Origin of the sequence: Idiomarina zobellii, assembly GCF_900100855.1 — a bacterium.
GTDB lineage: Bacteria > Pseudomonadota > Gammaproteobacteria > Enterobacterales > Alteromonadaceae > Idiomarina > Idiomarina zobellii.
This window is the reverse complement of sequence record NZ_FNCB01000012.1, coordinates 15,425-29,558: the sequence shown is the minus strand read 5'-3', so window position 1 is coordinate 29,558 and position 14,134 is coordinate 15,425. Positions and strand designations below refer to the sequence as shown.

Annotated in this window: 11 protein-coding genes; 3 read left to right on the top strand and 8 right to left on the bottom strand. The window is 47.6% G+C overall.

Annotated features, from left to right (window positions below; genetic code table 11):
* Positions 1 to 64: 64 nt before the first annotated feature.
* Positions 65 to 502, top strand: a complete 438-nt coding sequence (locus BLT32_RS09860) for a hemerythrin domain-containing protein (RefSeq protein WP_053954168.1) — start codon at positions 65 to 67, stop codon at positions 500 to 502.
* A 20-nt stretch (positions 503 to 522) separates the two neighbouring features.
* Here the strand turns inward: BLT32_RS09860 and rraB are convergent, their stop codons facing one another.
* The 6 genes from rraB to BLT32_RS09830 form a co-directional block, all read right to left on the bottom strand.
* Entirely contained in the window at positions 523 to 906 is a 384-nt protein-coding gene (gene rraB, locus BLT32_RS09855) for a ribonuclease E inhibitor RraB (RefSeq protein WP_053954167.1), read from the bottom strand.
* Complete coding sequence (locus BLT32_RS09850; RefSeq protein WP_053954166.1) at positions 903 to 1,628, bottom strand: 1-acylglycerol-3-phosphate O-acyltransferase; 726 nt, start codon at positions 1,626 to 1,628, stop codon at positions 903 to 905. Before BLT32_RS09850 ends, rraB begins: the two co-directional genes overlap by 4 nt.
* A gap of 15 nt (positions 1,629 to 1,643) precedes the next feature.
* Positions 1,644 to 3,884, bottom strand: coding sequence for a DNA topoisomerase IV subunit A (parC, locus tag BLT32_RS09845; protein WP_053954165.1), 2,241 nt, complete (start codon positions 3,882 to 3,884; stop codon positions 1,644 to 1,646).
* 24 nt (positions 3,885 to 3,908) lie between these two features.
* Positions 3,909 to 5,801 (bottom strand): DNA topoisomerase IV subunit B, encoded by a 1,893-nt coding sequence (parE, locus tag BLT32_RS09840; RefSeq protein WP_053954164.1) that lies wholly within the window; start codon positions 5,799 to 5,801, stop codon positions 3,909 to 3,911.
* Between the two features lie 66 nt (positions 5,802 to 5,867).
* Entirely contained in the window at positions 5,868 to 6,335 is a 468-nt protein-coding gene (locus BLT32_RS09835; RefSeq protein WP_053954163.1) for a DUF1249 domain-containing protein, read from the bottom strand.
* Positions 6,336 to 6,343: 8 nt separating this feature from the next.
* Positions 6,344 to 6,961 carry an NUDIX domain-containing protein gene (locus tag BLT32_RS09830; protein ID WP_053954162.1) on the bottom strand — a complete coding sequence of 206 codons (618 nt, stop codon included), beginning with the start codon at positions 6,959 to 6,961 and terminating at the stop codon, positions 6,344 to 6,346.
* A 223-nt stretch (positions 6,962 to 7,184) separates the two neighbouring features.
* Here BLT32_RS09830 and tolC point away from each other — a divergent pair, with 223 nt between their 5' ends.
* Both tolC and lpxL read left to right on the top strand, forming a co-directional pair.
* A complete protein-coding gene (gene tolC / locus BLT32_RS09825; RefSeq protein WP_053954161.1) occupies positions 7,185 to 8,558 on the top strand; it encodes an outer membrane channel protein TolC in 1,374 nt (457 codons plus the stop codon).
* A gap of 100 nt (positions 8,559 to 8,658) precedes the next feature.
* Entirely contained in the window at positions 8,659 to 9,585 is a 927-nt protein-coding gene (gene lpxL, locus BLT32_RS09820) for an LpxL/LpxP family Kdo(2)-lipid IV(A) lauroyl/palmitoleoyl acyltransferase (RefSeq protein ID WP_053954160.1), read from the top strand.
* Here lpxL and glnE read toward each other — a convergent pair.
* Together glnE and BLT32_RS09810 are read right to left on the bottom strand one after the other, a co-directional pair.
* Positions 9,569 to 12,433, bottom strand: a complete 2,865-nt coding sequence (gene glnE, locus BLT32_RS09815; protein ID WP_053954159.1) for a bifunctional [glutamate--ammonia ligase]-adenylyl-L-tyrosine phosphorylase/[glutamate--ammonia-ligase] adenylyltransferase — start codon at positions 12,431 to 12,433, stop codon at positions 9,569 to 9,571. The two genes, lpxL and glnE, sit on opposite strands and share 17 nt — an antisense overlap.
* The gene (locus tag BLT32_RS09810) at positions 12,433 to 14,007 is read right to left on the bottom strand and encodes a CYTH domain-containing protein (RefSeq protein WP_244887045.1); all 1,575 of its coding nucleotides are present in this window, start codon (positions 14,005 to 14,007) and stop codon (positions 12,433 to 12,435) included. The genes glnE and BLT32_RS09810 overlap by 1 nt, the downstream gene beginning before the upstream one ends.
* Positions 14,008 to 14,134: the final 127 nt, after the last annotated feature.

Here is a 14,134-nt window from a genome sequence, read left to right as displayed (position 1 = left end):
GCGCTTAATCTAATTTTGCCATAAGCTCGTATCAACGGTTATACCGATAACAAGGGAGAGAGCCATGACTATTTTTGAAGAGCTACGAGTTGACCATGATAAACAACGTCAGCTTTTAGACCTTTTACTGGACACATCAGGTAACGAGCCAGAGCGCGAGCAGTACTACCAGCAATTGAAAACTCAATTGGAACAACATGCTGCGGCGGAAGAGCGTTATTTCTATAACCCTTTAATTGAAGATAACGCAACTATTGAGATGTCGCGCCATGGCATTGCCGAGCACCATGAAATTGACGAGCTTATTGAGGCCTTAGAAAAAACGGATATGTCGTCTCCAGGTTGGCTGCAACACCTTAAAAACCTAAAGCATAAAGTACTGCATCATTTGGAAGACGAGGAACAAGGGTTCTTCCAGAAAGCTGGAAAGGTTTTAGAGGACTCTGAAAAGCAGTCTTTAGGTAAAGAGTATCGAGAAATGATGAAAGAAAAAGGGCTGTAACAAATTGACGGTGGAGAGGATCACTCCTCTCCATCATCGTATTCGTCATCCAGTTCATCGTCATCCAGCATGGTACCCCAGCCGTCATACTCAACGTCACACTCGTCAGCAACATCCGCAATTTCTCTTACCTGACGCGCTAACACATTATTATCGAGTTCAGCATCCGTCGCAGCGATGAACGCAAACCAGCGCTTACCCTGCTCGTCTTCAAATTCGTCAGCGTCATCAACATGGTAACCCAGCTTCACCAGCTCCACCGCAGCTTTCTCTAATTTAGTAAAGTCTGTAGAAGCAAGGTGGTGTTCAATCTCATAAAGAACGTCAGGCTCAGCACCGTCACTGATGAGTGCGTTAATCGTTTGTTCGTTTTGCTCAAGTAGCTCATTCAGAGACTGGCTCATTCGCTTTCCTTCTTCACTTGTTCGTTTAACTGATTAATTTTGCTGTCCATAATGTCATGGCAGTGGCGGCTTAAGTCGCGCAAGTTCTCTTTCTGGTAGTTTGCGATGCGAATCGGCTCAAGAAATGCCACTTTTAATACACCATTGTTCCAACGGTTCATTTTAATTTTCCCATGCAGCTCTGACACGCAAACAGGAACAACATCTACCTGTGCCCGAAACGCCGTATGAAAAGCACCATTTTTAAAAGGCAGCAATCCACGCCCATAACTACGCGTACCTTCAGGGAACATCCACACGGAAATATCACGTTGGTTTATCGCATTCGCAGTCTGGGCAATTGTACCGTGTGCTTTGCCCGCATTTTTCCGGTCGATGAGAATATTTCCCGCCAACCAGTACAGCCAGCCAAAAAACGGAATCCAGCGTAGGCTCTTCTTACCCAAAGTCACCGTATTCTTCGGCAACATAGCCGCGATAGTGAATATTTCCCAGCTATTCTGGTGGTTACAAACAAACACATAAGGCCCGCCACGTTCAATATCCGGATGACGAGTGACTTCAATCTTTACTCCCAAGACCCGAGTCGCCCACCCAAAAATGTGAGCGAACCGATACGTGTTGTTTCGGTGAAAGGGTCGAATAATGCAAAACAGGCAGCCAACGATACCAAACACAACAATGAAGCCACCTAAAAACAACCACCTCAGCACCGCTAACATGACAACTCCCCGCCTTTACTCTTCATCTTCAACGATAATATCGTCGACTCGCTGAAGACCTCTGGGCAGTTTGTTACCCCGGCGCCCTCGCTCGCCCAGGTAGTGCTCAAGATCGGCCGGCTTCAAAGTCAACTTCCGCTTCCCGGCCATTAGCGTTACCGCTTTGTCCGGCGCGGCTGTCGCCAGGGCCACCACATACTCTTCCCGCGACTGTGCTCTTAACGCTGGGATATTAATAATTTTGTTCCCTTTACCTTTGCTCAGTTGTGGTAAATCTGCCACCGGGAAGACCAACATACGGCCTTCATTGGATACGGCAATAACGCGGTCATTTTCAATACTGTTTACCTGAGTTGGCTCTAGTATTTTAGCTCCGGTTGGCAAGGTAATAATCGCCTTACCGTTTTTATTGCGGCTGACTAAATCACTAAACTGGCAAATAAAACCGTAACCCGCATCGGATGCCAACAAGACACAGCTGTCGTCTTTACCCATTAACACATGTTCGACCGTTTCGCCTGAGACCAGACTAAAGCGTCCGGTTAACGGCTCTCCCTGACTTCTTGCAGAGGGCAACAAGTGAGCTTCACACGAGAAGCTGCGCCCAGAGCTGTCAATAAACACAACTGGCTGGTTACTCTTACCTTCAGCTGATCCAAGGAAACTGTCTCCGGATTTATAGCTAAGCTTTTCACCATCAATGTCATGACCTTTCGCGCTACGCACCCAGCCTTTTTTCGACAACACGACAGTAACGGCTTCTGCAGGCGTTAAGTCACGCTCACTCAATGCTTTTGCTTCGTTACGCTCAACCAACGGCGAGCGACGTTCGTCACCATAAGTGTCAGCATCGGCAAGCAGTTCTTTGCGAATCAAGGTTTTCAAACGTCGGTCTGAGCCCAGAATTTTCTCAAGCTGCTCGCGCTCTTTATTTAATTCGTCCTGCTCACCTTTCAGCTTCTGCTCTTCCAGCTTCGCCAAGTGACGTAACTTCAACTCAAGAATGGCTTCGGCCTGTTTGTCTGACAGCTCGAAGCGCGACATTAAGACTTCTTTAGGCTTATCTTCTGTGCGAATAATCTCGATGACTTCATCAAGGTTAAGATACGCAATAAGCAAGCCTTCGAGAATATGAAGACGCGCCAGTACTTTGTCTAAACGGTATTGCAAACGGCGAGTAACCGTCTGCTGACGAAATTCTAGCCACTCTTTTAGCAGCCCCAGTAACGGCTTAACTTGAGGACGACCGTCCAGCCCCAGAATATTCAAATTAACGCGATACTGTTTTTCTAAGTCAGTTGTCGCGAATAAGTGGTTCATTAATTGCTCGGTATCAACGCGATTTGAGCGAGGGACAATAACCAATCGAGTTGGATTCTCGTGGTCAGACTCATCTCGCAAGTCAGATACCAACGGTAATTTTTTCGCCTGCATTTGTTGAGCAATTTGCTCTAACACTTTTGCGCCCGAGGCTTGGTGGGGTAACGCAGTAACAACGATTTCGCCATCGTCAACTTCATAAGAAGCACGCATTTTTATACTGCCGCGACCTGTTTCATACATTTTCTTAATGTCGTCGGCAGGCGTAATGACTTCTGCGTCGGTCGGATAGTCCGGCCCCTTTAACACGTCCATAATGTCTTCGAGCGTGCTGCTTGGCTTTTCCAGTAACATGGCACAAGCGTTAGCCACTTCGCGGGCATTGTGCGGTGGGATATCCGTGGCCATACCTACGGCAATACCCGTCACACCATTCAACAGGATATGAGGTAGCCTAGCGGGCAGTACTTTGGGCTCCTTCATGGTGCCATCAAAGTTAGGTATCCAGTCAGCAGTGCCTTGCCCTAATTCACTCAGCAGAACTTCACTAAACTTAGACAGTCGTGCTTCGGTATAACGCATCGCTGCGAACGACTTAGGGTCATCGGGAGAGCCCCAGTTACCCTGACCATCCACCAACGGATGTCGATACGAGAATGGCTGCGCCATGAGTACCATAGCTTCATAACACGCGCTGTCACCATGAGGGTGAAACTTACCCAGCACATCACCCACTGTACGGGCGGATTTTTTATACTTCGCTAAAGCCGATAAGCCCAGCTCCGACATTGCATAAACAATACGTCGCTGAACCGGCTTCAAACCATCGCCAATATGCGGCAATGCCCGGTCCATAATGACGTACATGGAATAATTTAAGTAGGCCTCTTCAGTAAAGCGGCTGAGGGGGCGTGTTTCGGTAATCTCCGTCGACATTCTCACTTCTCCTTACTAAGCAGCCTACAGTTCAGCCAAATCGGCCATGTTGCCTTTACTCTCCAGCCAGGTGCGGCGATCACTCGCGCGCTTCTTCGCCAGCAACATATCCATTAGCTCTTCCATCATTTCTGCATCATCTATAGTCAGCTGCACCAATCGACGTGTATTCGGGTCCATAGTCGTTTCACGAAGCGTCAGCGGGTTCATTTCACCCAAGCCTTTGAAACGCTGAACGTTAATTTTGCCTTTTTTCTTCTCAGCTTCAATACGGTCTAAGATGCCCTGTTTTTCGTCTTCATCGAGGGCATAAAACACCTCTTTGCCCACATCGATTCGATAAAGCGGCGGCATGGCAACAAAAATATGACCATTTTCAACCAGCGGTCTGAAATGCTTCACAAAGAGTGCACACAACAAAGTCGCTATATGCAGCCCATCGGAGTCGGCATCGGCCAGAATACAAATCTTACCGTAGCGAAGCTTGTCTAAATCGACACTGTTCGGGTCAACGCCCACAGCAACGGATATATCGTGAATTTCCTGTGAGCCCAGAATTTGTTCCGGATCGACTTCCCAGGTGTTAAGAATCTTCCCGCGCAGCGGCATAACTGCCTGAAACTCTCGGTCACGGGCTTGCTTTGCTGAGCCACCTGCCGAGTCACCTTCCACCAAAAACAATTCGCTGCTTGATGGATCCTGACTTGAGCAGTCGGTTAACTTACCCGGAAGCGCAGGCCCCTGAGTGACTTTCTTACGAACAACCTTCTTGCTTGCTCGTAAGCGACGCTGCGCGTTACTAATACACACATCGGCCAATAACTCAGCTTGCTCGGTGTGCTCATTCAGCCACAAGCTGAATGCATCTTTTACCACCCCGGAAACAAAACTGGCAGACTGTCTCGACGACAGTCGTTCTTTAGTTTGACCGGCAAACTGGGGATCCTGCATCTTAGTCGACAAAATATAAGAGCAGCGTTCCCACACGTCATCAGGTGTCAGCTTAACTCCTCGTGGCAGCAAGTTACGGAACTCACAAAACTCCCGCATAGCCTCTAAAAGACCTTGCCGCAAGCCATTAACATGCGTACCACCTAATGGCGTTGGAATCAGGTTTACATAACTCTCAGATAGGCCCTCACCACCTTCCGGTAACCAGGTTACCGCCCATTCAACCCCTTCGGTTTGCGAGCTAAAAGAGCCATTAAATGGGTCTTCCGGTAAAGTAGGAACCTCTTTTACCGCTTCAATCAGGTAATCGGTCAGGCCGTCCTCGTAAAACCAGGTTTCTTCGGTGTCATCGACCTTATTTTTGAAGGTAATACTTAACCCGGGACATAGCACCGCCTTCGCCCGAAGCAGGTGCTTCAACTTGGTAACAGAGAACTTTGAGGAATCAAAATACTGAGCGTCTGGCCAAAAATGGACTTTGGTTCCGGTATTGCGCTTTCCAACGGTGCCGGTGACTTCTAGTTCAGAGACTTTGTCGCCATTTTCGAAAGCCATTTCGTAAACCTGACCATCTCGCTTAATGGTGAGCTCAACACGCTTCGACAGCGCGTTAACAACAGAGATACCAACACCATGCAGACCACCGGAAAACTGGTAATTTTTATTCGAGAACTTACCGCCCGCATGCAATTTGCTCATAATAAGCTCGACACCCGGAACCCCTTCTTCCGGGTGAATATCCACAGGCATACCACGACCGTCATCCATGACTTCTAAGGATTGATCGGTGTGTAAAATAACCACTAAGCTTTTAGCGTGGCCGGCAAGTGCCTCATCCACACTGTTATCGATAACTTCCTGACCTAAGTGATTGGGTCGCGTGGTGTCGGTATACATACCGGGACGGCGCTGAACCGGCTCTAAGCCATTCAACACCTCAATAGAATCGGATTTGTAGTCTGTCATGAGTCCCTGTTTTTTTGTTGTAGCTCGCTCCGCAAAGTTGACTGACAATTTACCGCTAACCGTCGTCTATTTGAAGTAGTAAGGCATAAATTTCTGCACTGACTCGCTCAGCTCGGGTTGAATGCGACCTTGCTTACGGCACAGTTGTAACCAGTCCGACAAAAACTGATTCGCCTGGTACTTTTCATCGCGATGACGCATTTCTTTATTAGGTTGACGATAATGAACTTCTAACTTCGTAATACCCTGTGTTTTTAATACTTCTGCCATACGCACATCATGGTATAAGCGTACCGTCATTTTAGCGCGTAAGTAATCCGCCCAGCTGGGCTTTAATTGCTCAATGGATATATCCGTCGTATAGCGCGAACTGTCGGCACGTTTTACCACAAACACCAGTCCTTCACCGGCCTGAATAATGACTTCGCTTTTAGCGGAGTCACTGTCACCCGGTACAAAAGGCAATAGAGCTGCATAATTCAGCTCATTCAGCCGGTGTAACTCAGCTACGTCGACAACATACCGCTGCTGCATACGGATCCTTACAAGCTTAGCTTATTTTTGAATACGCTATTACGGTGTAATAACAACCATTGTAACCCAATAACGCTTGCCGCATTATTAATTTCCTCGCGCTCCAACATACCAATAGCATCTTTACTCGGTAACACATGCACTTTAATGTCTTCGTCTTCTTCAGGGAGGCCACCAAAATCAGCCGCTAAACTCGTGTCGACTTCCGCAATATAAATGGTCAGTTTCTCATCGGTTCCGCCCGGGCTCGAGTAGTAGCTGGTTGCGTAAATCAACTGTTTGGCTTCCAGTCCTGCTTCTTCTTTTAATTCTCGTGTTGCGACCTCTTCAGCACTTTCATCAGCGTCAAACATGCCTGCGACAAATTCAAATAGCCAAGGTCCGTTAGGGTCATCTAATGCACCTACCCGAAACTGTTCCAGCACGACTAACTCGTCGCGAACAGGATCATAAGGTATCACCACGACAGCGTGGCCACGCTCCATCAATTCACGCTCAATTGGCTGACTCCAACCGCCTTGAAACAAACGGTGCTTGAGTTTGTATTTATAAACCGACAAAAAACCTTCATAAAGCGGCTGTTTTTTGTCGAGTTCAACATCTTTTCGAGTCAGTCTTGAGGTCATCGCATCTCCTTACCTATTCGACGTTTTTTTCTACGAAGTCGCATCCATTTTATGATCTACTATACAGCAAACATTCTGTTACACTTGAGCAGATTCTGAAACCATGTTTTGCTTAAATTATCAGCGTGAATCAATTACACTGGTAATCATTCAACACTGTATGTAAACTAACGCGCAATCACTTTAAGACTATTGCATGTCAAGTAACGGGACACTGACTACCATGAAAAAGCACTTCTTGTCAGCGGCTGTAGGAATTGCATTAACTACAGTCTCTTTTACATCAAATGCCGAAGATTTAGCTCAGATTTACCGCTTAGCGGTTGATAACGACCCTACGTTGTTAAGAGCTGCGGCTGAACGTAATGCAACCCAAAAAGGCGTCGATATTGCCAAGTCAGGGTTCTTACCACAGGTTAACGGTGAAGCTGGTTATAGTGAGTCTACGAGTGACTCGCCACAGTTTGTTAACAATCAAATCCAGAAATTTGCAATAGATAGTAGTGGTTGGCAAGCAGGCGTTACTTTAAACCAAAGTATCTTTGACTGGAGCGTCTGGAAAAACGCTGACATTGCTGAAAAGCAAGCCTATCAAGCCGAGATTTCATACAGTAATGCTCAGCAGGAATTAATGCTGCGTGTTGTAAACGCTTACTTCCAGGCACTTCAGGCAAAAGACGACCTGTCATTTGCTGAAGCCGAGAAAAAAGCCATTAAACGTCAGCTTGAGCAAACCAAACAACGTTTCTCTGTTGGTTTAACCGCCATTACTGACGTGCACGAAGCACAAGCACAATATGACAGCGCCGTCGCCCGTGAAATTCAGGCTCGTAATGCCGTAGAAATTGCTTACGAAAGCATTCGTGAAATCACTGGGCAATACCCACAGACGCTGGCCGCATTAGACACCGAAACCTTTTCGCCCAGTGACCCTGCACCGGAAGATGTCATGAAATGGGTAAAGAAAGCGGAAAATAGTAATCTAAGCTTATTAGAGAGCATGGTGCAGGTTGAGATTGCTGAACAGCAAATTAAGCTTCAGCAAGCGGGTCACTACCCGACTGTGTCATTATCAGCGAACTATTCAGCCAATGATACCGATAGAACAATACAAGGTGAGCCATCCCCAGATACGGGCCGTCTTGATAGCCGTTCAATTGGTCTAAACGTCAGCGTACCTATTTTCTCAGGCTTCCGCACCTCAGCTGAAGTTTCTCAAGCGCGTGACAACTACGTTGCAACTAGCCAGCAAATGGTTCAGACACGTCGCCAAATCGAGCGTGAAGTGCGTAACGCTTACTACGAAGTATCTGCGTCAATTGCCAGTATTAGCGCATTCCAGCAGTCTGTAGTTTCAGCAGAAAGTGCCTTAAAAGCAACAGAGGCAGGTTTTGAAGTCGGTACCCGTACTATCGTTGACGTACTGAATAGCACTCAAAACCTGTATAACGCTAAGCGTAACTTATCAGAAGCTCGCTATGGCTATATTCGCCAAATGCTACGTTTAGAGCAAGCGGCAGGACAGCTTCAGGAAAACGACCTACTGGCAATTAACAGCAGTTTGTCTGAAGACGTCGAAGGAACTGCGGCAGACTAACTCCGCTGACCACAGGCACCACGTCCCGTTAGTGGTGCCTGCCTCCCTTAATTCTATGTTACTATCCGCTCCAATTTAATAAACAACAACGGTTCTTGTTGTGATTGAACAACCCAAATTTAAATTCTATTTTTTGCACCCAAAGTTCTGGCTTACCTGGCTTGGCGTTCTTATCCTTTATACCGTTTCCTGGCTGCCTTATCGTGTACAGCTGGCTATGGGGCGTGGTCTTGGCTTACTGTTTAAAAAGCTTATGCCCCGGCGCGTTAATATTGCCCGCACTAATTTAAAGCTCTGTTTTCCTGACTATAGTGACGAGAAGATCGAGTCGCTGGTTACAGAGAATATGAAGAACACCGGTATCGCTTATTTTGAAGTCGGTATGGCTTGGTGGTGGCCGGACTGGCGCATTCGTCGCAAGCTTCATATTCACGGTGAGGAGAACTTGCGCAAAGCCCAGGAAGACGGCAGTGGCGTGTTGTTATTGCTGTTTCATTTTCTCAGCCTGGAAGTGCATGCTCGCTTGCACGGGTTTGTAGAGCCTGCTGTTGGTTTGTATCGCCCTCATAACAACGCAGTAATGGAGTTTCTGCAAACTCGCGGACGTGCTCGCTCCAATAAATACATGATTCAGCGGAAAGACGTTAAAGGCATGCTTAAAGCTCTGTCTCAAGGCGATATTGCCGGTTACTTACCTGACCAGGATTACGGCCGCCGCCGTACTGAGTTCGTTAAATTCTTTGAGGTCCCTGACGCCTCAACCACCACTGGCACTATGTTGTTCGCCAACGCACCTAATTGCAAAGTGTTGGTATCTCGCTGTGTTCGCCGCAAAGACGGTACGGGCTATGACTTATATTACGAACCCGAGCTTCAAAACTTCCCGTCAGGCGACGACAAAGCGGACGCTCGCTACGTCAACACTCTAGTCGAAGAGGCTGTAAAAAAAGCTCCCGAGCAATACTTGTGGGTTCATCGCCGGTTTAAAACGCGGCCTGACGCCGATATGCCTAGTTATTATCAGTAGGTTCTATCTCAGTGTCGCCAAGCAGCTTATTCCAGCAACGAATAACAGCTTGGCGCTCTGCGTCTAAGTTGTGCTTTTCTAAAAGCTGCTCTCCCTGCAACGCCAGGGCGTGACTCTCACAACGAAATATCTGAAACGCATTCACCAAATTCTGGGCATCAACATCGTCTAGCAAATGTTCTTGCTGAGCCTCGGTTAACAGTCGAATATTATCGCTGTAGCGACACAAGCTGGGGTGTGTATGCGCATATTTAAGCACAAGGTATTGAGTAATAAACTCAATATCCGCAATACCACCATCGTCCTGCTTCAAGTCAAACGCATCTATGCGACTGGCTGACAAGTGATGTTTCATTTTGCGTCGCATAGACACAATATCCTTTCTCAGCTGTTCGGCGTCTCTGGGCTGCATTAGAGCTGCCCGCCGGATATCCATCAGCGTATCTCTAATACTTTTACTACCATAAACTGGGCGAGCTCGCACCAGTGCCTGTAACTCCCATGTCCAGGCATCGTCATGCAGGTAGCGTGCGTAGGAGTTCACCCGAGTGACTAACAACCCTGACTGCCCGGACGGTCGTAAACGAAGGTCAACATCGTATAACACACCGGCAACCGTTCGCGTAGTAAATAGATGCAGTACGCGCTGCGCCAAACGCAAGTAGAACTGCTGAACCTCAATAGGCTTATTGCCGTCAGTGACCCCCTCGTAGGTCGAATCAGTAACAAACACCAAGTCGAGATCGGAGCCGTAGCCAAGCTCTTCTCCACCCAGTTTGCCATAAGCCATAACCCCAAAGCCGGTATTCTCAACACTGGTTCCCTCTGGTTTGCCGTGCTTCTGGGTTAACTGGTACCAAGCCAGACCAATCACTTCTTGAATAATAGCTTCTGCCAGGGCACTTAAATGATCACTGACATTCATAAGCTCCAGGACGTTACTGATATCGGCTGCGGCAATTTTAAGCTGTAGCGCCTGTTTTGCCTGCCTGAGAGCATCCATCTGCGTTTCTAAGTCCTGCTCTGGAATACGAACTAAATATTCACGCAGTAACGCATCGTAATTCTTCGCTTCAGGCAGTGTATAGAGCTGTTGAGGGTCAATCAGCTCGTCGAGTAACAGTGGATGCTGTGCCAGCTGATTCGAGATCCAGGGGCTGGCCATACACAACTTACACAGTTGCGTGCGCGCACCAGGGTTTTCCGCCAATAATTCGATGTAGGCCGTACGACTCATTATGGCTTTAATAATAGACAGCAGCCGCTCAAGAAGTCGTTCGGGATGTTGATGCTGAACCGCATGTCTTAGCATCATTGGCATTAAGCGTGCCATTGCTGCGCGTCCTCTTGGCCCGGAACTTCGACGCCGACTCTCCTGCCGAAAGTCATTAATCAGCCGCCATAAACGTTCCGGTTCATCAACCCCTTCTGCTTCCAGAATCTCGATAGCCGCGTCGTCTTCCAGCATATCCTGCCAAAGCACTTGCAGCGACTGCTCTTCTTCATCGTCTTCGGACTGTTCACCAACGACTTGTTGAAACTCTTCGTGAATGCTCGCCATGCAGTCATCCACACGCGCTTGCACTGATGCCCAGTCAGCCTCGCCCAACATACACCGCAACCGCTCCTGACCCAGTTCGTCGTCGGGTAACTGCTGCGTTTGTGCATCATCGATTTGCTGCAAACGATGCTCTATAGTGCGTAAAAACTCATAGTTCTCAATCAGCTTGTCCGCTCGTTCTTTCTCTATGAGCTCTAGCTCAACCAAACCATTAATTGCCTTATACAACGACCGTGTTTGTAAACTTTTTTCCTGACCGCCCCGAATAAGCTGGTGCGCCTGAACAATAAACTCCACCTCGCGGATACCGCCGGCGCCCAGCTTGATATTGTTCTTGACCCCTCGTCGCCGCGTCTCCTGGGTAATAAGCAACTTCATTTTGCGCAGCGCTTCTATGGCACTAAAGTCAATGTAACGACGATAAACAAAAGGTCGTATCAAATCATAGAAAATTTTCTCGTCCACGGCACTTGCGCCAATAAGGCGGGCTTTTACCATTGCGTAGCGCTCCCAGTCGCGCCCTTGCTCCTGATAATAATGCTCTAGCGCGTTAATACTGGTAACCAGCGGGCCAGACTGACCGAAAGGCCGTAAACGCATATCGACCCGAAAGACCTGACCATCGGCGGTTGTTTCATCGAGCAAGGCAATAAACAACTGCGCTAATCGTTTGTAGAACACGCTGTGCTCTAAATTACGACCGGGTCCCTCGGTCTCTCCCTGCTCAGGGTACGCAAAGATAAGATCAATATCTGAAGAAAAATTGAGCTCACGCCCGCCAAGTTTTCCCATACCAATAACCAGCATAGGCATGGCCTCGCCATTGCTGTCCCGAGGCGTACCATGCTTGGCTACTAATCGTTTAAAGGCCCAACTGAGGCTTTGCTCAATAGCGGCATCGGCAAAAATACTGAAATGTCTTAACGCTTCAGTAATAGGTAATTGACCAAGAATATCTGCTGCCGCCAGCTTCGCCATGACACAATGACGATACTCCCGCAGTTTATATTTGGCACGGCGGTCGTCGTCGCATTCGCTGAGTAGTTTGTTGAGCTTACTTTCATATACGCTGCTATCATCTATAGCAATAGCACCGTCATTGGCAAAAAAGTCAGCGAGCAACTGATGGGGATAGCGCTCAGCGACGCCCGCAATAAAAGGGCTTACCGCAAAAAGTGCGCGCAAAGCCTGCTGCTGGGGCTCAGTAAGCGAAACTTCACTAGCTTCTTCGAAGCGCTCCCAGGCAGACTCACTGTGTGTTTCTAAATAGGAGTTAAGCTTAAGCATTAGGCAAACCAATACGGATCACGCTTTAACGCTGCCTTTCTTGAGTATTCCAGTGCCTTCAACAAGGACTCTCGTTGCATTTTTTGCCACTCTAGCAAACGGTCCAAGTCTTCGTCACCACGCTCTTTAATGCGTTCATGCAAAATATGCAGGGCGGTAATTTCTCGAATACCGCGCGCTAAATCCTGCCAGGGTAAACGGAATTTCTCGCGTACATCGTCGTCGAACAGCTCACCAAAACAAGTCCCCATCAGCAGACTGTTTTGCAATGGCTTCAATAACTTTAAGTAGCCTTCTTCATTTAATTTCTCATGCTCAGAAAAAGCCGTTTGCACGAGTTGCCAGTCGCTTTTAAGCAATTGACTGCACCAAGGCGATACTGGCTGAGACAACTCTTCTGTCATTTCCTGTTCAATTAAAAACTGTGACAGCTTCAGGACTGTTGTTTGATAACGCACAGACGCCACCACCTCTGCAACTTCATTTAACCGAATCACATCTTCCTGGCTGTTCTGTAAGCTTTCATACAGCTTTTCATAACGCTTTAAGGCTCTATGGTAGGCTCCATCTTCTGCCGTTAGCTCATCAAGCCCTTCAAAGTTTTTCAGCCACTGTAACTGCTCAGTGATTTTAGCTAAATTGTTCAATAATTGACGCTCGCCAACACCCAGTTCAATCAATTGTTCCAGAGCAACTCGCACTAATTGAATACCATCAGCAAGTCCTTGAACCGCGCGAACACTCGGATTAAAAAGCAAACAGGACTCATTGTGCTGCCAATGCCTTAACCCGTATTCAACAGCACGATACAAGGCCTGACCAATGGTAAAGTCACCTTCCAACGGCACATAATGCATTTGAGTAAAAGGCTCCAGCAAACTCTTACCAGCCAGCATATAGCCCCGCGCAGCTTTACTTAAAGAGCCGACTTTCGCCTCCACTTTACTCACCAGCTGATGTGCTAAATGATACGCATCATCTATCGAGCCACCCTGTAACTCCAGCTCAATTTCAGAAATAGTTTCTGAATTTTCGCCGGCTTGAATTTGTCCCTCATCCAGCACCATTTCAATCACGCCATCACCGCTAGGCAGGCGCCAGCGGGTGCGCGTAAAGTCAGTCACAAAAATAGTTTCTAAGTCACGCTGAATGTCGTAAACCGGAAAGTCGTCAGGCCAAATCTCACTATCAAACAATGTTAAATCGGGCTTTTCGCTCTCAACATTTACATTGTACTCCGGCCGTTGATGCATACCGCCCATAACCCGACCGGCTAACTTAATCGTTTGTTCTTTTTGATCTTTATGGCTGCGTATGCGTAATCCCATATCAAACTGACGCAAACGCAAATCGGATGTGTCGAAATAACTGTTTCTGAGTTCAAACTGTGTTTTTTGCGTGGTTCCTGAACGGGCATCAGCCAGTGATTGACACACTTTTAAAGCTTGATCTCGTTTTTCAGGAGCAATCAGTAATTTTAACTCAAGTTCTTGTGACATTGACGCATTCCGAAGCGGGTGAAAGTTAAAGTAAAGGTACTGGCTTGGCGGCTTAGGGTCAACAAACATAGGCATTTTGTTGGCTTGACAGTATCCCGAAAAAATAGCAACGTGACGACAGGCCTTTTTTAGGGTCTTTACCCGCGCAAAAATAAGCTTATACTTGCGCCGATTCCCGACGTTGGGGAAGCACGCCGAGCTT

What these genes read in the sequence shown, in the direction of transcription:
- rraB (WP_053954167.1), bottom strand. Translation starts at nt 906, where the DNA reads ATGAGCCAGTCTCTGAATGAGCTACTTGAGCAAAACGAACAAACGATT.
- parE (WP_053954164.1), bottom strand. Translation starts at nt 5,801, where the DNA reads ATGACAGACTACAAATCCGATTCTATTGAGGTGTTGAATGGCTTAGAG.
- BLT32_RS09850 (WP_053954166.1), bottom strand. Translation starts at nt 1,628, where the DNA reads ATGTTAGCGGTGCTGAGGTGGTTGTTTTTAGGTGGCTTCATTGTTGTG.
- BLT32_RS09860 (WP_053954168.1), top strand. Translation starts at nt 65, where the DNA reads ATGACTATTTTTGAAGAGCTACGAGTTGACCATGATAAACAACGTCAG.
- BLT32_RS09810 (WP_244887045.1), bottom strand. Translation starts at nt 14,007, where the DNA reads ATGCCTATGTTTGTTGACCCTAAGCCGCCAAGCCAGTACCTTTACTTT.
- tolC (WP_053954161.1), top strand. Translation starts at nt 7,185, where the DNA reads ATGAAAAAGCACTTCTTGTCAGCGGCTGTAGGAATTGCATTAACTACA.
- BLT32_RS09830 (WP_053954162.1), bottom strand. Translation starts at nt 6,961, where the DNA reads ATGACCTCAAGACTGACTCGAAAAGATGTTGAACTCGACAAAAAACAG.
- parC (WP_053954165.1), bottom strand. Translation starts at nt 3,884, where the DNA reads ATGTCGACGGAGATTACCGAAACACGCCCCCTCAGCCGCTTTACTGAA.
- glnE (WP_053954159.1), bottom strand. Translation starts at nt 12,433, where the DNA reads ATGCTTAAGCTTAACTCCTATTTAGAAACACACAGTGAGTCTGCCTGG.
- BLT32_RS09835 (WP_053954163.1), bottom strand. Translation starts at nt 6,335, where the DNA reads ATGCAGCAGCGGTATGTTGTCGACGTAGCTGAGTTACACCGGCTGAAT.